The following is a 17,700-nucleotide window of genomic DNA, read 5'->3' as shown; positions in this document are numbered from 1 at the left end:
CACGTTCCGTCAGGCTGCTGCGGCCGTGGCCGGGAGGCGCGTCACCGCCAGGCTACCCGCGAGGACGGCGGCGTCTTCGACGAAACCGGTGGCCGTCTGGCCGAACCGCGCCATCGCCGCGCAGCGCAGGCGCCAGCCGAGATAGGAAGAGGCAAGCGCCGTTCCGACCGCGACGGCCGCGCCGAGCAGTCGCCGGTCGCGCGGGGCAAGGGCGGCGCCGGCATAGGCGGCTGTCATCGCGCGGGTGACAAGACCGATCGGCACGATCCGGTCCGGCGCGGACTTCATTTTGTCTCCCACCATCTCGGCGGCGGCCAGCGCGGCGGTTCCGGCAGCAACGACGGGGTGCTTGAGCAGGCCCTGGGCGGGAAGTTCCGGCGGGAGCGAGCCGTTCCGAGTAGCGGTCGCCACCACGGCGAGCGGCGTCATGCCACGCTGGCCGGCGACCAGCCCGATGAGAAACGAACGAAGCATGCGATACTCCTCGACGAAACGGCTTCCGGACACAGAAACAGCGATCGGCCTGTCTGGTTCACTTGCCATAGGAACGGGCGTGCGGCCGGGTCACAGCATTTCGAGGGCCACGCGGCCGCGCGGTCGAGGGAACGCACGATCGAGCGCATCGATCTCCTCGGATGCCAGTTCGAGGTCGGCCGCGGCGCGATTCTCGCGGACGTGTGCAATCGAGGAGGCCTTGGGGATAACGATCACGTCGCGCCGCCGGAGCGCCCATGCAAGTGCGACCTGCGCCGGCGCCGCCTTCATCCGCTCTCCGACATCGCGCAGGGCAGGGTTGGACAGCAGCCGCCCCTGCTCAACAGGGCTGTACGCCATCACGGGCACGCGACGCTCCGTCAGCCACGGCAGCAGATCATGCTCGGGACCCCGGCGGCCGAGATTGTAGAGGATCTGGTCGGTCGAGCAGGCCGATCCACCGGCCTCGAACAGCTCCTCCATGTCGTCGACATCGAGGTTGCTGACGCCCCAGCGGAGGATTCGGCCCGTCTCGACGAGCTGCTCCATGGCCTCGATCGTCTCGGCCAGCGGCATGCCGCCCCGCCAATGAAGCAGATAGAGGTCGAGGCGATCGGTCCGCAGACGCTCGAGACTGGCCTCGCACGCCCGACGAAGGCGCGCGTGCGATGCGTTTTGCGGATAGGCCTTGCTGACAAGGAACACCCTGTCACGCATCCCGGCGACCGCCTCGCCGACCAGGCGCTCGGCCTCGCCTTCGCCATACATCTCGGCCGTATCGATCAACGTCATGCCGAGCTCGACGCCCTCGCGGAGCGCCGCGATCTCGTCCGCACGCTTCGCCGCGTCCTCGCCCATCATCCATGTGCCCTGGCCGAGAGCAGGCACGACGGCACCATCCGGAAAGCTGATCGTCCTCATGAAAGGCCCAACGCCTGGAAACCGTTATGGACCATCCGCGGAAGCTTCGCGTTGCAAGGAGCGGAGGACGAGATGCCGGACAATCCTGCGCGGACAGACCCCGAGAGCTTCCTGCTCGAGCCAAACGGCTGGGTACCCAACAATCCGACCCTGCCCGTGCTGATCTATCGGGACGTGGTGCCGACCGGAAATCCCGAAGCGATCGAAACCAGGCTGCGTGGCCACGGCTGGCGGCCTGACTGGCGCGACGGCGTCTTTCCTTACCATCACTACCACTCGACCGCGCACGAGGCGCTCGCCTGTACCGACGGGTCGGCCGAATTGATGCTCGGCGGCGAGGACGGTCGAACGACAACGATCCAAGCGGGCGATCTCGTCGTCCTGCCCGCCGGAACGGGCCATTGCCGGATCGAGGCCAGCGCTGGCTTCCTCCTGGTCGGAGCCTATCCCGACGGCCAGGACTGGGACGTCCGCCGGGATGCCGCGGACGAAAAGACGCTGCAGCGGATCGCCGACGTGCCGCTACCCACAGGAGATCCAGTGTCCGGGGATGCGGGACCGCTGATGGAATTATGGAGCCCGAGCCGATGATCGGCATCAACACGGCGACCGCTGAGGAGATCGACGCAGTGCCACAGCTCCAAGGGCACGGTTCCGAAATCGTGCGCTACCGCGATGAACGCGGACGCTTCGAGCAACTCCGACAGCTCGAGCAGGTACCGGGCCTCACAGGAAAGATAGCGGGCCTCGAAGGCATCGTTTCGTTCGACTGAGCGCGGTTCATTCGGCGCCAGTATCGAGCCGCGCATACCATTCCGCGTAGCCAGTGTTGCGGACGAGCCGGCGGTTCAGATCCTCGCCATCTTCCCACCAGACCGGTCCGCGCTCGCCCAGCGCGACCTTGGCCGCGTTGACCGTCTCGCGCGCAGCCTGGAGCGCAACGTGGTCGTTCTTCCGCAAAGCGGCTGCGACGGCGCGTCGCCCTTCCATCAGCCGTTTGACCGGCGACTGCCGCACGTCGTCGGCGAGCCGCGGATTGGCGCGGCGCCAGAGCAGACTGCGCACGACGAAATAGCGGCCATCGGGCGTGACAGGGTAATGATCAGCCGGTCGCGATCGCACCGGTTCCGACCTGGCCAGCCTCGGCAGCTCCGACCGCGGCGGGCTGGTCTCGCGAGTATGTGCCGACCAGCACTCCAGCCGCGAGCACGCGATCCGCGATCCCATCGACGACTGCGCTGCGTCCCGGGCTCGCGCCGAGGTCGACCTGTTCGGACAGCGCGAACAACTGGAAGACATAGTCGTGCTCGCCATGGCACGTCGGCGGATCGGGCGGCAACCAGCCCTCGCGCAGGAAGCTGTTGCGGCCGACGTTGCCGTCCGGGCCCCCGGCACCGTCGGCGACGATCGCGCCCTCTGCGACCCGGCGCTCGTCGGCAGGCATGCCCCAGATAATCGCGTGGACGAGCGGATTGGCGGCAGGGGCGTCCGGATCCTCGACGATCAGGGCCAGGCTGGCGGTGCCTTCGGGGACGTCTCCCCATAGCAGCGGCGGCGAGATGCCTTCGCCGTCCGCGGTGAAGCGGACGGGCAGGCGTCCGCCGGGGGCGAATGCCGGGCTGGTCAGATCGATCGTGTCGACACCCAGTCGAATCTTCGGGTCGGCCGCAACGAGCTTCGCGTGGCCGGCACGACGGTCGCGCAGCAGACCGCCGAGCCAGGCGGGAACATGTTCAAGCATCAGAGCCTCTTCATTCTCAGCGACGATCAGCTGCGCCGATCGTTCAATCCGCGAGGGGAGAACGGTCGAACTCGGCAAGCAGTTCGCCGACATCCGAATAAACCGCGATCGCGCCGGCATCTTTCAGCTGGCCTTCGTCGAAGGGGCCGGTCGTGAGACCGATGGCGGCGATGCCGGCGCGGGTCGCCGCCTCGATGTCGTAGATGGTGTCGCCCACCACGATCGCATCGCCTGGCTCGACGCCGACCTTCTGCAGCGCGACGCCGAAGATGTCGGGTTCCGGCTTCGAGGTCTCGACGTCGTCGATGCTCGTCCTGGCTGCGAGACAGTCCGCTACTCCGAGCAGCTCGACATAATGATCGAGCTCGTCCTTCTTCGCGGACGAGGCCAGAACGACCTTCCTGCCGCTCCGATGCGTCCGCTCGACCAGTTCGGCAGCGCAGGCGAAGGCTCGGATGCCGGTGAGATAAGAGCCGTGGAAATGCTTGCCATGCCGCTTCGAAAGGCGTTCGCGCAGCGCGTCGGACGCATCGGGTATCAGCGCCGGGATCAGCAGGTCGCCACCCTTCCCGATCTGGGCGCGGATGTCGTCCAATTCCTGTGGGCGCCCTTCCTCCCTGAACGCGAACGCCCAGGCATTCACATGCTGCTCATTGCTGTCGACGAGCGTGCCGTCGATGTCGAAGAGTACTGCACGGGTCGCCATATCGGCCTTTCCCTTGGAGCTGCAGAAAGCCTTGGATCATTCGGTGGCGATGTCCCCGCCGCCATGCTGCTCGAGCGCGGAGCGCACCCTCGCGACGTCGGCTTCGTATGGGAGATCCACCGCGACGCTGATGGCACCGGCGAGCGACGGCGCGCCGCCGGTATCTACACCGGGATGACCACTCTCGGCGTCAGCGCCTCCTGCCTCGCGGCCCGAACTGTTTTCCTCACCTTCGGCGGTGACAAACACATTGGTGCGTTGGATCCCCAGATTCTGCACGAGTTGCTCAACGGCAAGGTCAGCCTGACGCCTCGTCGAAAACGTCGCCACAATGGTGGCGCCCGCTGCAGTCTGCGACATCGTTATTCTCCTCCGATCGGTCTTCCTCAGCGCTTTGGCTGACCGGTCGACACGCGCTCTTCACCGACCTCTGGCTTGTCCGATGGGGCCTGCTTCGGACTGGCACCAGGTTCGAAGTGCTGACCACCAACGCCGGACTCCGCCGATCCTTCGGCCTCGGCATCATGGCCCCCGAAATCCTTGTTCCCGTGGCTCGGGCCTGCCGCATCGTCGACGTCGTCGGGGTGGGCAATCGATGACGACCGCCCTCTCCGGCCTTCCGTTTCGGACTCGGCGTTCAGCCAGTGGTCGAGAGCGCGGCCCTCCGGGCGACCTTCCTTCTCCCACTTCGCATGCGCCCGTTCCCTGATCTGGTGCTCACGGTCGTCGGTCATGTCGCTCTCCTGGAATAGTGAAGGTGCGCCGTCGTCTAACTGCCGGGTCGGTAGGTCATGGGAGTACCGCTCGATAAGGAAGTCGGATCATTCGCCTCCCTGTCCGCCGGGTTCGGCCATGCCCTTGTGGAGGGCGGCGGTGGCACCGTGCGGCAGGACATGCGCTGCCGCCGCCTGGAGCTTGTTCTTCCATCCCGAGACGATGTCGCCGCCGCCCTTCATCATGTGGGTCCAGCCGTCCTTGGCGACCTTGGCCGGGTCGTCCTTCTTGGCCTGGCCGACGCTAGTGTCGCCCATTCCCGCCCGATCGAAGAATTCGGTGTCGGTGGCGCCGGGCATCAGATTCGTGATGGTGACATTGCTGTGCCCCTCATTCTCCAGCTCGGCCCGCAGGGCATCGGCGAAGCTGTCGACGAAGGCCTTGGTGCCGTTGTAGACCGCCTGATAGGTGCCCGGCATGAAGCCGGCGATCGAGCCCGTCAGCATCACCTTGCCGTCGCCTCGCGCCACCATCTGCTTCACCACCTCCTGGACCAGGTACACCGTCCCGACGATGTTGGTGTCGATCACGTGCCGCCAGTCCGCCGGTGACTGATCCAGAAAACCGTGGCCGAGGCCGTGCCCGGCATTGGCGCACAGCACATTGACCGGACGCCCATTGGTCGCAGCGATCAGCTTATCCACGCCGTCGAATGTCGACAGATCGATCTCGATCGAACGGACCTCTACACCATGCTGCTGAATGTCGGCACCGGCGCTATTGATGAGCGGTTCGTCCGCCACGATCAGCACGTCGTAGCCATCCGAAGCCGCGAGATGGGCGAGCTCGAAGCCGATGCCCGTAGAGGCGCCGGTGACGATCGCAAACTTGTCAGCCACAAAATCTCTCCTATTCGGCGGCAATCGCAAGACCGGGCTTCAGCACGACCTTGGTCACTTCGTTCTGGTTGTCGTGGAACATCTTGTAGCCGTCCGGCGCCTGCTCGAGCGGCAGTCGGTGCGAGATCAGGAAGGTGGTGTCGATCTTCCCCTCGACGATCGCGTCAAGCAGAGCCGGCATGTAATGCTGGACGTGGGTCTGACCGGTCTTGAGCGTCAGCCCCTTCTCCATGAACGCGCCGAGCGGGAACTTGTCGACGATGCCGCCATAGACGGCCGGCATCGACATGCGCCCGCCCTTGCGGCAGGCGAGGATCGCCTGGCGGACCGAATGGATGCGATCGGTGCCGAGGAAGGTCGACTTCTTGATCTGGTCGATCACGTTGTCGACGAAGAAGCCGTGCGCTTCGAGGCCGACCGCGTCGATCACCGCGTCGGGGCCGATGCCGCCGGTCATCTCCATCAGCGCCTCATAGGTGGCGCTCTCCTCGAAGTTGATCGTCTCGGCGCCGAACTTCTTCGCCAGCTCAAGCCGGTGCGGGAAGTGGTCTATGCAGATCACACGGTCGGCACCCATCAGGAAAGCCGATTGGACCGCGAACAGACCGACCGGTCCCGCCCCCCAGACCGCGACGATGTCGCCGGGCTCGATCTGGGCATTCTCCGCCGCCATCCACCCGGTGGGCAGGATGTCGGACAGGAACAGCACCTTGTCGTCCTCGATCCCGTCGGGGATGACGATCGGACCGACGTCGCTGAATGGCACACGGACATATTCGGCCTGGCCGCCGGCATAGCCGCCGGTCATGTGGCTGTAACCGAACAGGCCGGACATCGGCTGGCCGTACAACTCCTGGGCGATGTCCTGGTTGTCGGCGGGAAGCCCGTTGTCGCAGGCCGAATATTGGTGCTTGCCGCAATGGTAGCAGCTGCCGCAGGCGATCGTGAACGGCACCACGACCCGCTGGCCCTTCTTCAAGGTCGATTTCGGTCCAGTCTCGACCACCTCTCCCATGAACTCGTGGCCGAGGATATCGCCCTTCTGCATGGTCGGGATATAGCCGTCGTAGAGATGGAGGTCGGAACCGCAGATCGCGGTCGAGGTGATCTTGATAATCGCATCACGCGGATTGAGGATCTCGGGGTCGTCGACCGTATCGACGCGGACGTCGTGCTTGCCGTGCCAGGTGAGCGCGCGCATCAGGCCTTCTCCTCGTCATACTGCTTCTTGGTGCGGGCTGCGGTCGCGATCTCGCCGGTCTCCATCAGCTGCTTGAAGCGTCGCAGATCGCGCCGCGCCTGGATCGCCGGCTCGCGCTGGAAGAGCTTGGCGACCAGCTTGCCGATCGTGCCGGCCGGCGGGTCGTAGGCAATCGTCGCGGTGACCACTGTCCCGCGTGCCCCAGCGTCCCGGAACTCGATCCGTCCCGCATTGGCCACATCGGCACCATCCTCGGATGCCCAGGAGATCAGCTCCCCTTCACGCTCCTCGGTAATCCGCGCGTCCCATTCGACCGTCCTGCCAGCCGGCGCCATGACCACCCAATGCGAACGCAGGTCATCGAGGACATCGACGCGTTCGACATTCTCCATGAACGTCGCGAGCTTCGTGAAATCGCGAAAGTATCTGTAAAGCTCGGCCGCCGACTTGTTGATCGTGACCGCGCGGCCGACGACATGGGCTCCTCCGGCATCGATCAGCGCTTCGGTAGCAGGGTCGTCGGGACGCGACTTGGCGGTCGTCGCAGGCGCGTCATCGCGCACCGCGGAGCGGCTCTCGTTCATGTTGTCCTCCGGAAATCGAACCTCTCTAACGGCCGACGGCAACAGAGCGTTCCGGTCGCCACCTCCGTTCGACACGGCCTAACTTCGTGCGAGCGCGCAAAACTTAGTACGGAAAAACAAGATCTTAATCTGGGTTAGTGGGCAAAGCCTTCCGGGAACGGCCCGCTTCCAAATGTGTTCGGTGAAGGGTGGACAGCGACGTCAATGCGGACGCGCTCAGATCTCGGGCAGAGGTGGCTATGGACAGCACGACGCGCCGACAGGCGATGACGGTTGCGACACTTGGAGCAGCGGCGGCGGCCGTCTCGGCTCCTGCGGCGGCGAGAGCGGTTGCGGAGAACCGCCCGCGCGGCGGCAAGCAGGACCCGACAACCAAATATCCCAAGCCGCCCTTCAAGCCGCAGTCACAGCCCTGGCCCGGTCTTGCAGGCCAGATGGACCCACGGCCTGATCACGGTGAGACCAGCTACATCGGCTCCGGTCGCCTGACGGGTCGCAAGGCGTTGATTACGGGCGGCGACAGCGGCATGGGCCGCGGCGCCGCGATCGCCTTCGCGCGCGAGGGTGCCGACGTCGTCATCAACCACCTGCCCGAAGAGGCGCCGGACGCCCGCGAGGTGATCGACCTCATCCGGCAGGCGGGTCGCAAGGGCGTGTCGATACCGGGCGACATCCGCAGCCCCGATTTCTGCCGGCAGCTTGTCGAGCAGGCCGTCAGCGCGCTCGGTGGACTCGACATCGTCGTGTGCAATGCCGCGCGACAGCAGTCCATCCCCTCGATCCTCGACGTCAGCGACGACGAGTTCGACCGGACGATGAAGACCAACATCTACGCGCCCTTCTGGATCATCCGCGCCGCCCTTCCCCACCTGGGGCCCGGGTCGGCGATCATCGGCACGACGTCCGAACAGGCCTACAATCCCGACCCCGACCTCTACGTCTACGCCCAGACAAAGGCGGCGACGATGAACTACGTGAAGAGCCTCGCGAAGCAGCTCGGCCCCAAGGGCATTCGCGTCAACGGCGTCGCGCCGGGCCCGATCTGGACACCGTTGCAGGTCTCCGGCGGCGCGTCCCAGGGCAAGCTCGTGACGTTCGGTGCGACCGCCGCGCTCGGCAGGCCCGGCCAGCCGGCAGAACTCGCAGGGGTCTTCGTCCGCCTCGCCGAGGACGATGGAAGCTACACGACCGGCAACATCTACGGCGCTGGCGGTGGACAGGGCCAGCCATGAGGAGACTTGCACCGGCGGCCACGATTGTCGCAGCAGCCATTCTCTCGACGGCCGGGATCGCCCAGCAACAAGGTTCGCGTCAGACGCGTGACTTCGTCCAGGCGGCCGCCCAGACGGACACGTTCGAGATCATGGAGGCGACCACTGCACTTGCGCAGAGCCAAGATCAGGAGACACGGAGCTTTGCGCAGGCGATGATCCAGGCGCATCAGCAGACCAGCGCGGCCCTCAGGCAGGCGGTGGCGAAGGCCGGTCTCGACCAGCCGAAGCCGGGTCTCAGCGGTGACCAGTCGATGTTCCTGGCAGCGCTCCAGAGCCAGCGCGGTCCGGACTTCGACCGGACCTACCGGAAGCAGCAGATGCTCGCCCATCACGCCGCCTTGGCGGTAATGCAGGGCTATGCCAGGTCGGGCAACGACCCCATCATCAGGCAGGTTGCGGCTGCGATGGTTCCGATCGTCTCGTCCCACCTCGTGATGCTCGAGCAGCCCGGCACAGACGAAAACACGCCTCAATAATTCCATGGGCGGCTTGGATCTTCTTGCAAAACGGAACGGTGGCCATACGACTTGTCCATCACCCAGACCGTTCTTTCCGATATCACGGGTCTCACCAGCATTCACGTCGAGAGGGTGCTGATCACTTCGGGAAGGCAAGCATTGCGTTCTCCGGTCCTTCACGCCTTGAAATCCAGGATCGCAGTCAACTCAACCAGATCGGTCAGTTCGATCCGACCCAACTCTACCTGAAGCCCATTGCTGCGGTCCGCGCATCGGAGCCGATCAAGAAGAAATTCGCGGATAGGTGACGAACATTTTGGGCATCTGGCCGATTCGAAGACGGCGGAATCGCCGGAACCAAAGACGGTATCGTGCTCCTAGACGGTCCTTACGGCATCGCAATCGCGATGCCCCCTGGACGCCGCGGAGCCGATCGGGAGCGGCCTGATCGCTGCCGCACGGCCTGCCCGCAGCAGTGTGTCGAAGGAAGCTAAACCGCTATTGTCCAAGCGACGGGAATCGTGCTGATCGAAGTTAGTAATCACTGTCCGACCGGAACGGTCGTGCAGTCGAACCGTCTTTCTGAGCATGGTCCAATATCGAAAGCCGCTCTTTCCATGGCGTCCAGCCACGCAGGATGCGCTTGAAAAGGCGCTCAAGACCTACGTCACCGATCCGGCGTTTCCGTGCGTCGGCGCCAAGTCGGCGCTGGCGAAGGGCACGCTCGACGTCATCGGCTGTCGTGACGTCACCAGCGCTTGGGACGACGTGCGCATCCATGATGAACTCCTGCGCTTCGCACAGGCCTATCGCGACGATCCTGGCCTCTTCCGAAGCCTTGCGATGGTCTTCGAAGGGCCCGAGGACCTGTCCGAAAAGGCGTTCGAAACTGCCTTGTGGGAACGTGTCCAGTCGCTGTCCGACAAGGATGTATGGCGTGGCCAGTCCTACGACGACCGCGTGAGCTCCAATCCCGACAGTCCGCACTTTTCGCTCAGCTTCGGCGGCGAGGCCTTCTTCGTCGTCGGTCTCCATCCGCATGCGAGCCGTCCAGCCCGCCGTTTCGACAGACCCACGATGGTGTTCAACCTGCATGACCAGTTCGAGCGCCTGCGCGAGATGGGAAAATACGAGGGGATGCGGGAGAAGATTATGACGCGCGACGAGGCTCTCGCGGGATCACGCAACCCGATGCTCGCCCGCCACGGCGAGGCGAGCGAGGCGCGCCAATATAGTGGCCGAAGCGTTGAGGACGGTTGGCGGTGCCCCTTCAGCTATTCGGGAGACGATGCGTGATAGACGTGGAGAGGATCCCGCCCAGGAGCGGCACGGCGTTCCGTGTGCCGGCGGGCGCGACGCTCACCGTTATCGATCCCGAAGGCGCGCAGGTCGCGGACCTGCTGGCGTTTAGCGCCGACGATGTCGACGAGGTCATCTCGTCGGGCCGCACGATCGACTATGCGGAAAGCATCCGCCTTACGACCGGCAACGCACTCTTTTCCAATCGGTCCAGAAAGATGCTGACGATCATCGAGGACACGGTCGGCTGCCACGACTTCCTGCTGACCCCCTGCTCGACGGATACCTTCCTTCATTTCTATCCAGACAAGCCGGTGCATCGAGGATGTTTCGGCAATTTGGCCGAGGCACTGAAGCCTTATGGCATCGGGTCCGACCGCATCCCGGTCGCCTTCAACTGCTTCATGAACGTGCCGGTCGACGATGCTACGGGAAAGCTTAGGGTCGAACCGCCGCTGAGCAAGCCCGGCGACCATATAGCATTTAGGGCCGAGATGGACCTGATCATTGGCCTCACCGCCTGCTCGGCCTATGCCTCCAACGGCGGCAGCTTCAAACCGATCGACTACCGGATCGATTGAACCGACCGAAGGCGGCCGGCGCTGATCGATGTCAGTGAGATTTCCGCCACCGCATCCATGATCACATCAAGGGGCGGGCACGAAGGAGACTTCGGCGCCGCTTTAGGCCTACAGACCCCAGATCGAGTTCGAACATTGCCTGGTTCGCGAAGTGCACGATCGCGCCTCAGCGGCAACAGCGACCACCCCTTACTTTGTCGGCGCTCACATCGTGATGGCGTAAGGTGCGCCCGTTAGGCGCGCGAAGTCGGTCGCCGGCATCTCCGTCAGCGCCCAAGGCTTCATTGTGGATTAGTCGTGGTCGTGGTCGTTTTCGTGTGCACCAACGTACCATGCGGCGTCTTCACGATCGTTCGATGCGTGTAGTGCGTTACCTGTTTATGTTGCTTGCCATCGTTGTGCGTCGTCGTTTGGACGGCGACCTTCTGATGATCCATGGCCACGGGCGGGGCCCCTTGGGCGAGTGCCTCCGGACCGAAGCCACCCAGCGCCGAAAGCGCCAGCATCGTCTTCCACATGTCTCGCTCCTCTCACTCCCGTGCCCTGTTGGTCCACTTAACGTGACCGCGGTAGGATCCGAGACGGATATCGTCTTCCATCGGCTCAGCGGATCAACGAGCGCGTGGCCGTCCGGTTCATGGTGCGGCCGCGTTATGCAGCGACACCTTAGCATCGAAATGCCGGGCGACGTCGGCGATGTCAGCCTGGACGGTGTGAAGGCGCAACATGATGCTCGCAATCTAGCTCGTTCGCGGCGGCGGAACAGCCTCCGCCGTCGCGTCGGCGTGAACGCCGGCCAGACGAAGCTGGCGAACGATGCCGTTGAAGGCGGCGGTGCAGCCTTGCGCCCGCCCGATATCGTTGGTGCCGCTCGCCGCGTCCCAATAGAGTTCGAGCGGCCAGCGATCGGGGCAATGGCCGAGCAGGCAGCGCAGCGCGAGGCGCACCTCGATCGTGTCGACCCGCGCGTGGCTCGACTTCACCATCGCGGCGCGCAGGATGCGGATCGACAGATCGACGACAATGCGCTGGTGGCGCGAGAGGGACGTGCTCATCGAAAGTCACGCGTCTTGACCCTCACCACGCTTTCCGGATCGGCGCCCCCGTCGAAGGGCGGGTAATATCCGTCCTTGGCGGCGGGCTTCCAGGTCGGGTCGCGCGGATCGGGACCAATGCTGGCCTTCGCGCCATCGCCCCGTCCGGTTCGGTGCGGGAAGTCCATGTGCCCGACCGACCCCAACAGCTCGGTATAGTCCATGATGCGGTCGCAGATGACGTGGATGACCTCGCCCTCCTTCTGCACGCGCCCCCGCATCCCGATCATCGCCGCGGTCATCACCGTGCGGCGCTGCGCCTCGAAGCGGTCGGGCCAGAGGATGCCGTTGGCGATGCCGGTCTCGTCCTCGATGGTGATGAAGAGCACGCCTTTGGCCGAGCCGGGCTTCTGGCGAACGAGGATGATGCCGGCGACCTCGACATGGCGTCCGTCGCGGATGTCGGCGAGGTCAGCACATCTGCGGATGCCGCGCCGCGCCAGTTCGTCGCGCAAGAAGGCGATGGGCTGGGCGCGCAGCGACAGCTGGGTCGACCGATAATCCTCGACCACCTCGCGCCCGCCGGTCATCGGCCTCAGCGCGACCAGGGGCTCGCAGCCTTCCGGGCTGAAGCTCTCCTCGCGCCGGTCGGCGGCCGCGAACAGCGGCAGCGGTACTTCGCCGAGCCCCCTCACCTTCCACAGCCCCTGGCGCCGGTCATGCGCGAGCGCGTGGAAGGCGTCGGCCTCGGCCAGCCGCTCGATCGCGGCGCGCGGCGTGCCGGCGCGCCGCCAGACATCCTCGACCGAGACATAAGGCGCCTCGCCCCGCGCCGCAGCGATCGCGCCGCCATGGATATTGGCGAGCCCGACCACCTGCCGGAAGCCGAGCCGTACGGCATGAAAGCGACCATTTGCAGGCTCGAGCGTGCAATCCCAGCGACTGGCGTTGATGCAGACCGGGCGGACCTCGACGCCGTGGTTGCGCGCATCGCGAACGATCTGGTCGGGTGCATAGAAACCCATCGGCTGCGCGTTCAACAGCGACGCGCAATAGATGTCGGGATGATGGTGCTTCATCCAGGAGCTGGCGTAGGCGATCTTGGCGAAGCTCGCCGCATGGCTTTCGGGAAAGCCATAGGACCCGAAACCCTCGATCTGCTTGAACGTCCGTTCCGCGAAATCGCGGGGATAGCCGCGTGACACCATGCCCTCGACCAGCTTGTCGTAGAAGTGGCTGACCCCGCCGGTCATCTTGAATGTCGCCATGGCGCGGCGGAGCTGGTCGGCCTCGGCCGGCGTGAAGCCTGCGCCGACGATCGCGACCTTCATCGCCTGTTCCTGGAAGAGGGGCACGCCCAGGGTCTTTTCGAGCACGGCGCGCAGTTCGGGCTTGGGATATTCCGGTGCCTCCAGCCCCTCGCGCCGCCGCAGATAGGGGTGGACCATGTCGCCTTGTATGGGGCCTGGTCGCACGATCGCGACCTGGATGACCAGATCGTAGAAGCGCCTTGGCTTCATGCGCGGCAGCATCGACATCTGCGCGCGGCTCTCGATCTGGAAGGTACCGAGCGTGTCGGCCTTCTGGATCATCGCATAGACCTGAGGATCGTCGTCCTGGAGATCGGCCATGCCGATCCGTACGCCCTTCACCTCGTCGAGCATGTTGAAGGCGCGGTTCATGCAGCCGAGGATGCCGAGGCCCAGCACGTCGACCTTCATGAACTTGAGCGCGTCGATATCGTCCTTGTCCCACTCTATGATCTGACGATCGGCCATGCGCGCGGGCTCGATCGGCACGAGATCGTCGAGCCGGGCCTGGGTCAGCACGAAGCCGCCGGGATGCTGCGATGCGTGACGCGGCACGCCGATGAGCTTGCGCGCGAGCTCAAGCGTCAGGCGCAACCGGCGGTCCGACAGGTTGAGATTGAGCTGCTCGACCTCCTTCTGCCCGACGCCATCTTCCGACCAGCCCCAGACGAGCCCGGCGAGCGCCTTGGTGAGATCGCGCGGCAGGCCGAGCGCCTTGCCGACATCGGCGACCGCGCCGCGCGCGCGATAACGGGTGATGACGGCGGTCAGCGCGGAGCGGTCACGGCCATAATGGTCGTAAATCCACTGGATGATCTCCTCGCGGCGCTCATGCTCGAAATCGACGTCGATGTCGGGCGGCTCGCGCCGCTCGCCCGAGACGAACCGCTCGAACAGGAGCTCGTGCCTGATCGGGTCGATCGAGGTCACGCCGAGCACGAAGCACACGCAGCTGTTCGCCGCCGAGCCGCGACCCTGGCAGAGGATGCCCCGCCTGCGGCTCTCCGCGACGATCGCATGAACGGTCAGGAAATACGGCGCGTAGCCAAGCTCGCCGATGAGGCGCAGTTCGTGCGCGATCTGGTTGCGATAGGCGTCCGGCACACCGTCCGGGAACATGTGCTCGACCGCCTCGCCGGCGAGCTTCGCCAGCGCTTCCTGCGCGGTCAGGCCCTCGATCACCTCTTCATGTGGATATTGGTAGCTCAGCTCGCCAAGGTCGAACCGGCATCGCGCGGCAATCGCAGCGCTCGCGGCGATCGCCTGCGGAAAGGCCGCGAAGCGCCGTTCCATCTCCGAGGGTGGCTTCAGATGCCGATCGGCAAAGCGTTCGCGGCGGAAACCCAGCCCGTCGATCGTGGTCTTCTCGCGGATGGCGGTGACGACGTCCTGGAGAAGGCGCGCTTCGGGGCTATGATAAAGGATGTCGCCGATCGCGACGGTCGCGACGCCCGCCTCGGCCGCGATCCATCCGATTGCGTGCAGGCGGTCGATGTCGCCCGGACGCCGGCGGAAGGCGAGCGCGCAATAGGCCCGATCGTGAAAGACCGCATCGAGGTCGCGCAACGGCCCGGACAGATCAGAAAGCTCGTCGGGCACGAGGATCGCGACCAGCCCCTCGGCATGGTCGGCTACATCCGTCCAGGAGAGACAGCAGCCGCCCTTGCCCGCGCGTTTCTTGCCGATCGACAGCAAGCGCGTCAGCCGCGACCAGGCGGCGCGGTCCTGTGGATAGAGAAGCAGGTTGCGGCTATCGTCGAGGACGACGCGCGCGCCGGGGATCAACCGGACACCGGTCGCCTTCTGCGCTTCCCAGGCCCGCACCATGCCGCCGACCGTGCCGAGGTCAGTGACCGCCAGTGCACCGTGTCCCTGCAGCGCGGCTGCCGCGAACAATTCCTCGGGCGACGATGCGCCTCGCAGGAAGCTGAAATGGCTGGTCACGGCGAGCTCGACATAGGCCATCAGCCGAACACCCCGTGAAGGTGCCAGCTCAGATCGCCGGTCGTGCCGTCGACGCCGTCGCCCCGCCGGAAAATCCAGTAGCGCCCGCCGTCCGCGTCCTCGATCTGGTAGTAATCGCGGACCGCCCAGACCTCGCCGTCGCGTCGCCACCATTCGCCGAAGACCCGTTCCGGCCCGTCGCCGGCGACGATGACATGGGCCTTGCCGCGCCACGAGAAGCGGCGGGGTGCCGCGTCGGGCAGCAGAGCGACGACGTTGTGGAGCAATTCTGGCCGGCGCAGCAGGCGGGCCGGACGGCGCCATCGGCTCCATCCCGTCGGGCTCTCCAGCGGCCCGACACGCGCGACCGCGCGCTCGGGCACATCGCTCTCGACGGGCGCCACCTTGAACAGGGCGGCCGAGCCGATGCGGGCGGAGAGCTGGTCGATCAGAGGCGCCAGGTCATCCGGCTTCCCGTCGCCGCCGAAGGTCGCCGCGAGCGGGACCGCGTCGAGCGCATCGGCGCGCGTCGCCGTAAGCCGCATGACCTCGATGCCGAGCCCCGGATCGACCGTATCGACCCGAAGCCCAAGCAGCCGGATCAGATGGCGCGCATCGCGCGTCGCGCGCGCCGTGCCGAAGATCACGTGCTGCTCGGTGCCGTCGACCCGCTGGAGCATCAGGTCGAGTGCGCGCGCGCCGAGACCACGGGCGCGCAGCGCCTCGATGAGATCACCGACCAGATCGCCGATCACGAGCGCGATGCTGTCCGCCGTCCCGATCGGTTCGAGCAGGCGCCGCTCGGCAACCGGCGCCTCGAACGGCACGACGCCGGTGATCGGCTCCGCCGCCCGCCCGATCGCCTGGTCGAGGCGCGTGATCGTCGCCATACCGAGGCGGCGCGCAAGCGGGCCGCGCGGCATCGGGAGAAGGTCGCCGACACTGTCGAGGCCGAAGCGCGCAGCGGCCCGCAGCGCTTCGGGCGAGAGGCGCAAGGCGGCCAGCGGCAACGGGGCGATCGCGGCGACTTCGCCGCCCGGCGGCACGATCACGACCGGCCGTGTCGCAAAGCGTGCCAGCGCATGGGCCGCCCCCGCCGTGCCCGCGATCGCGACGCGCGCGGTAAGGCCGAGCCGTCTGCAAAAGCCGATCAGGCGCCGGCAGAAGTCCTCCTCTCCACCGAACAGATGCGTCGTCCCGGTGAGATCGAGCCACAAGGCCTGAGAGTCGGACACCTGAGCGGTCGGCGTCCATGCGCGCACCGCGTGGAGCGCCAGCCGGTCGAGCAAAGCGCGATCGAGCTCGGGCTGTGCAGGATGCACGTCAAGCCCGGGCACCAGCGCGCGGGCCTGCGCTGCCACCATGCCGGGGCCAAGCCCAAGCTCGCGCGCTGACGGGCAGGCCGCCGTCACGATCTCGCGCTGGCCCACCGTCTCGACCAGGATCCTCGGGCGCGCCCACGTCCACGCCGCCGTCACGGCGTGCGCAGGCCCCTCTCCGGCCTCCGCGCTCCGCGTCCCTCGGAAAGGCGGCGGCGCGGCCTCGAATCGTCGGCCGAGCTCGCGCATGCTGGGCTGCTGATGGCGCGGCAGCGACGACGCCTGCATGGCGCCCCCCCTCGCCTTGGCGTGATCTTCACCCGCCCAGCGCGCGCCCGGCCGCCAGCCACCGCCCCGCGGCACCGAGCAGGCACCGGGATCGTCATCGACCGGCAGGAGAGATGAGACGGGCGCCTCAGGCAGCGCGTGCGGCCGCTCGATCCGCGCCAGCCGCTCGATGGCGAGCTGGGGCAGGTAGAGCGAGGCGACCCGTGTCATCGCAAGCCTCGAGGGTAAGAGAGAAAGGATTGCCGTTGCGCTGGCGGACGAGTTCCACCTCCCAGCGCGGACGACCGATACCGGCATGGCCGAGCGGTTGGGATGCGACGCTGCGGATGCGCCAGCGCGTGGTCGCCGAGGACGGCTCGCTCAAGGGACAAAGTGCGCGACGGCGCCAGCGCCGGAACAGCAGCATCGGTGTCCGCCCTTCGGCCGCCGCCAGCTGCAGCCGGCGGGTCGCCGTCATGCTGATCCTGCCCACCTCGGCGACGACGGCGCCGAGCGTGCCGCTGCGCAGTCCATCCTCGGCCAGCGCCAGAACCTCATTGTCCTCACGTGCTTCGCTGAACAGGAGGTGGTCGGGCGAGAGGCCAGCCTGGTCGAGCCCCGGCGCGTAGAGATCGAAGCGGGTCACCGCCCACAGGACGGTTCCCGCCGCCGCGGCGAAACGCGCCGCAAGCCCCGCCAGAAATAAGGTCGCGGCTGCGTCGTCGCTCAGCGCCGGGCTTGCTGCGGCGACCTCGTGAAGCGCGTGGCCGTCCAGGCCGTGATCGGCGAGCCGGTCGTCGATCCGGTCGATCCCGAACGCCAGCGACGGCCCCCCGCTCACCTGCGTGGCGGCGAGCTGGACGTGCAGACAGGCGATCTGCTCTTGAGGGGGCGTGGCGGTCAGCATGGTTGATTCGACTCAGATGTTCGCTTTATGTTCCATCGACTCTCTTGTGCCGTCAATGGCCCGTCTG

21 protein-coding genes are annotated in these 17,700 nt (G+C 66.2%); 6 read left to right on the top strand and 15 right to left on the bottom strand.

Annotated features, from left to right (window positions below; genetic code table 11):
* Positions 1–9 precede the first annotated feature (9 nt).
* Both HZF05_RS09660 and HZF05_RS09655 read right to left on the bottom strand, forming a co-directional pair.
* Positions 10–474, bottom strand: a complete 465-nt coding sequence (locus HZF05_RS09660) for a DUF4126 family protein (RefSeq protein ID WP_160365855.1) — start codon at positions 472–474, stop codon at positions 10–12.
* Positions 475–564: 90 nt separating this feature from the next.
* On the bottom strand, positions 565–1,395 hold the full coding sequence (locus tag HZF05_RS09655) for an aldo/keto reductase (protein WP_160365854.1): 831 nt from the start codon (positions 1,393–1,395) through the stop codon (positions 565–567).
* Between the two features lie 72 nt (positions 1,396–1,467).
* Between HZF05_RS09655 and HZF05_RS09650 the strand changes: the two genes are divergently transcribed.
* Positions 1,468–1,986 (top strand): cupin domain-containing protein, encoded by a 519-nt coding sequence (locus HZF05_RS09650; RefSeq protein WP_160365853.1) that lies wholly within the window; start codon positions 1,468–1,470, stop codon positions 1,984–1,986.
* Positions 1,983–2,168 carry a ComEA family DNA-binding protein gene (locus HZF05_RS09645; RefSeq protein ID WP_160365852.1) on the top strand — a complete coding sequence of 62 codons (186 nt, stop codon included), beginning with the start codon at positions 1,983–1,985 and terminating at the stop codon, positions 2,166–2,168. The genes HZF05_RS09650 and HZF05_RS09645 overlap by 4 nt, the downstream gene beginning before the upstream one ends.
* Before the next feature lie 7 nt (positions 2,169–2,175).
* Here the strand turns inward: HZF05_RS09645 and HZF05_RS09640 are convergent, their stop codons facing one another.
* The 8 genes from HZF05_RS09640 to HZF05_RS09605 form a co-directional block, all read right to left on the bottom strand.
* The gene (locus HZF05_RS09640; RefSeq protein WP_160365851.1) at positions 2,176–2,517 is read right to left on the bottom strand and encodes a hypothetical protein; all 342 of its coding nucleotides are present in this window, start codon (positions 2,515–2,517) and stop codon (positions 2,176–2,178) included.
* Positions 2,498–3,136, bottom strand: a complete 639-nt coding sequence (locus HZF05_RS09635) for a YbhB/YbcL family Raf kinase inhibitor-like protein (RefSeq protein WP_160365850.1) — start codon at positions 3,134–3,136, stop codon at positions 2,498–2,500. Before HZF05_RS09635 ends, HZF05_RS09640 begins: the two co-directional genes overlap by 20 nt.
* Positions 3,137–3,179: 43 nt before the next feature.
* Positions 3,180–3,842: an HAD family hydrolase gene (locus HZF05_RS09630; RefSeq protein WP_160365849.1), complete on the bottom strand. Its 663-nt coding sequence runs from the start codon at positions 3,840–3,842 to the stop codon at positions 3,180–3,182.
* A 36-nt stretch (positions 3,843–3,878) separates the two neighbouring features.
* Entirely contained in the window at positions 3,879–4,202 is a 324-nt protein-coding gene (locus HZF05_RS09625; RefSeq protein ID WP_160365848.1) for a hypothetical protein, read from the bottom strand.
* Between the two features lie 26 nt (positions 4,203–4,228).
* Positions 4,229–4,576 carry a DUF2934 domain-containing protein gene (locus tag HZF05_RS09620; protein ID WP_160365847.1) on the bottom strand — a complete coding sequence of 116 codons (348 nt, stop codon included), beginning with the start codon at positions 4,574–4,576 and terminating at the stop codon, positions 4,229–4,231.
* Positions 4,577–4,663: 87 nt separating this feature from the next.
* On the bottom strand, positions 4,664–5,455 hold the full coding sequence (locus HZF05_RS09615) for an SDR family NAD(P)-dependent oxidoreductase (RefSeq protein ID WP_160365846.1): 792 nt from the start codon (positions 5,453–5,455) through the stop codon (positions 4,664–4,666).
* 10 nt (positions 5,456–5,465) lie between these two features.
* Positions 5,466–6,656: a zinc-dependent alcohol dehydrogenase gene (locus HZF05_RS09610; RefSeq protein WP_160365845.1), complete on the bottom strand. Its 1,191-nt coding sequence runs from the start codon at positions 6,654–6,656 to the stop codon at positions 5,466–5,468.
* Positions 6,656–7,240 carry an SRPBCC family protein gene (locus HZF05_RS09605; RefSeq protein ID WP_160365844.1) on the bottom strand — a complete coding sequence of 195 codons (585 nt, stop codon included), beginning with the start codon at positions 7,238–7,240 and terminating at the stop codon, positions 6,656–6,658. The genes HZF05_RS09610 and HZF05_RS09605 overlap by 1 nt, the downstream gene beginning before the upstream one ends.
* Positions 7,241–7,479: 239 nt before the next feature.
* Between HZF05_RS09605 and HZF05_RS09600 the strand changes: the two genes are divergently transcribed.
* The 4 genes from HZF05_RS09600 (at position 7,480) to HZF05_RS09585 (ending at position 10,852) form a co-directional block, all read left to right on the top strand.
* Positions 7,480–8,472, top strand: coding sequence for an SDR family oxidoreductase (locus tag HZF05_RS09600; RefSeq protein ID WP_160365843.1), 993 nt, complete (start codon positions 7,480–7,482; stop codon positions 8,470–8,472).
* Positions 8,469–8,990, top strand: a complete 522-nt coding sequence (locus HZF05_RS09595; protein ID WP_160365842.1) for a DUF4142 domain-containing protein — start codon at positions 8,469–8,471, stop codon at positions 8,988–8,990. The genes HZF05_RS09600 and HZF05_RS09595 overlap by 4 nt, the downstream gene beginning before the upstream one ends.
* Positions 8,991–9,560: 570 nt before the next feature.
* Positions 9,561–10,268 (top strand): guanitoxin biosynthesis heme-dependent pre-guanitoxin N-hydroxylase GntA, encoded by a 708-nt coding sequence (gene gntA, locus HZF05_RS09590; RefSeq protein ID WP_160365841.1) that lies wholly within the window; start codon positions 9,561–9,563, stop codon positions 10,266–10,268.
* Complete coding sequence (locus HZF05_RS09585) at positions 10,268–10,852, top strand: DUF1989 domain-containing protein (RefSeq protein WP_160366152.1); 585 nt, start codon at positions 10,268–10,270, stop codon at positions 10,850–10,852. The genes gntA and HZF05_RS09585 overlap by 1 nt, the downstream gene beginning before the upstream one ends.
* 281 nt (positions 10,853–11,133) lie before the next feature.
* On the opposite strand, the gene HZF05_RS09580 is transcribed toward HZF05_RS09585, so the two are convergent.
* The 5 genes from HZF05_RS09580 to HZF05_RS09560 all read right to left on the bottom strand — a co-directional run bounded on the left by HZF05_RS09580 (position 11,134) and on the right by HZF05_RS09560 (position 17,633).
* Positions 11,134–11,370 (bottom strand): hypothetical protein, encoded by a 237-nt coding sequence (locus HZF05_RS09580; RefSeq protein WP_160365840.1) that lies wholly within the window; start codon positions 11,368–11,370, stop codon positions 11,134–11,136.
* Between the two features lie 222 nt (positions 11,371–11,592).
* Entirely contained in the window at positions 11,593–11,907 is a 315-nt protein-coding gene (locus tag HZF05_RS09575; RefSeq protein ID WP_160365839.1) for a hypothetical protein, read from the bottom strand.
* Positions 11,904–15,164 (bottom strand): error-prone DNA polymerase, encoded by a 3,261-nt coding sequence (locus HZF05_RS09570; RefSeq protein ID WP_160366151.1) that lies wholly within the window; start codon positions 15,162–15,164, stop codon positions 11,904–11,906. Before HZF05_RS09570 ends, HZF05_RS09575 begins: the two co-directional genes overlap by 4 nt.
* Positions 15,161–16,957 carry a Y-family DNA polymerase gene (locus HZF05_RS09565; protein ID WP_160365838.1) on the bottom strand — a complete coding sequence of 599 codons (1,797 nt, stop codon included), beginning with the start codon at positions 16,955–16,957 and terminating at the stop codon, positions 15,161–15,163. Before HZF05_RS09565 ends, HZF05_RS09570 begins: the two co-directional genes overlap by 4 nt.
* Positions 16,875–17,633 carry an ImuA family protein gene (locus HZF05_RS09560; protein ID WP_246331849.1) on the bottom strand — a complete coding sequence of 253 codons (759 nt, stop codon included), beginning with the start codon at positions 17,631–17,633 and terminating at the stop codon, positions 16,875–16,877. The genes HZF05_RS09565 and HZF05_RS09560 overlap by 83 nt, the downstream gene beginning before the upstream one ends.
* Between the last annotated feature and the right edge of the window lie 67 nt (positions 17,634–17,700).

Source organism: Sphingomonas chungangi, assembly GCF_013778325.1.
GTDB lineage: Bacteria > Pseudomonadota > Alphaproteobacteria > Sphingomonadales > Sphingomonadaceae > Solisphingomonas > Solisphingomonas chungangi.
This window is presented reverse-complemented; position numbering and strand designations above follow the sequence as displayed.

What these genes read in the sequence shown, in the direction of transcription:
- HZF05_RS09655 (WP_160365854.1), bottom strand. Translation starts at nt 1,395, where the DNA reads ATGAGGACGATCAGCTTTCCGGATGGTGCCGTCGTGCCTGCTCTCGGC.
- HZF05_RS09580 (WP_160365840.1), bottom strand. Translation starts at nt 11,370, where the DNA reads ATGTGGAAGACGATGCTGGCGCTTTCGGCGCTGGGTGGCTTCGGTCCG.
- HZF05_RS09575 (WP_160365839.1), bottom strand. Translation starts at nt 11,907, where the DNA reads ATGAGCACGTCCCTCTCGCGCCACCAGCGCATTGTCGTCGATCTGTCG.
- gntA (WP_160365841.1), top strand. Translation starts at nt 9,561, where the DNA reads ATGGTCCAATATCGAAAGCCGCTCTTTCCATGGCGTCCAGCCACGCAG.
- HZF05_RS09560 (WP_246331849.1), bottom strand. Translation starts at nt 17,633, where the DNA reads ATGCTGACCGCCACGCCCCCTCAAGAGCAGATCGCCTGTCTGCACGTC.
- HZF05_RS09650 (WP_160365853.1), top strand. Translation starts at nt 1,468, where the DNA reads ATGCCGGACAATCCTGCGCGGACAGACCCCGAGAGCTTCCTGCTCGAG.
- HZF05_RS09610 (WP_160365845.1), bottom strand. Translation starts at nt 6,656, where the DNA reads ATGCGCGCGCTCACCTGGCACGGCAAGCACGACGTCCGCGTCGATACG.
- HZF05_RS09595 (WP_160365842.1), top strand. Translation starts at nt 8,469, where the DNA reads ATGAGGAGACTTGCACCGGCGGCCACGATTGTCGCAGCAGCCATTCTC.
- HZF05_RS09630 (WP_160365849.1), bottom strand. Translation starts at nt 3,842, where the DNA reads ATGGCGACCCGTGCAGTACTCTTCGACATCGACGGCACGCTCGTCGAC.
- HZF05_RS09600 (WP_160365843.1), top strand. Translation starts at nt 7,480, where the DNA reads ATGGACAGCACGACGCGCCGACAGGCGATGACGGTTGCGACACTTGGA.
- HZF05_RS09635 (WP_160365850.1), bottom strand. Translation starts at nt 3,136, where the DNA reads ATGCTTGAACATGTTCCCGCCTGGCTCGGCGGTCTGCTGCGCGACCGT.
- HZF05_RS09605 (WP_160365844.1), bottom strand. Translation starts at nt 7,240, where the DNA reads ATGAACGAGAGCCGCTCCGCGGTGCGCGATGACGCGCCTGCGACGACC.
- HZF05_RS09565 (WP_160365838.1), bottom strand. Translation starts at nt 16,957, where the DNA reads ATGACACGGGTCGCCTCGCTCTACCTGCCCCAGCTCGCCATCGAGCGG.
- HZF05_RS09625 (WP_160365848.1), bottom strand. Translation starts at nt 4,202, where the DNA reads ATGTCGCAGACTGCAGCGGGCGCCACCATTGTGGCGACGTTTTCGACG.
- HZF05_RS09660 (WP_160365855.1), bottom strand. Translation starts at nt 474, where the DNA reads ATGCTTCGTTCGTTTCTCATCGGGCTGGTCGCCGGCCAGCGTGGCATG.
- HZF05_RS09620 (WP_160365847.1), bottom strand. Translation starts at nt 4,576, where the DNA reads ATGACCGACGACCGTGAGCACCAGATCAGGGAACGGGCGCATGCGAAG.
- HZF05_RS09645 (WP_160365852.1), top strand. Translation starts at nt 1,983, where the DNA reads ATGATCGGCATCAACACGGCGACCGCTGAGGAGATCGACGCAGTGCCA.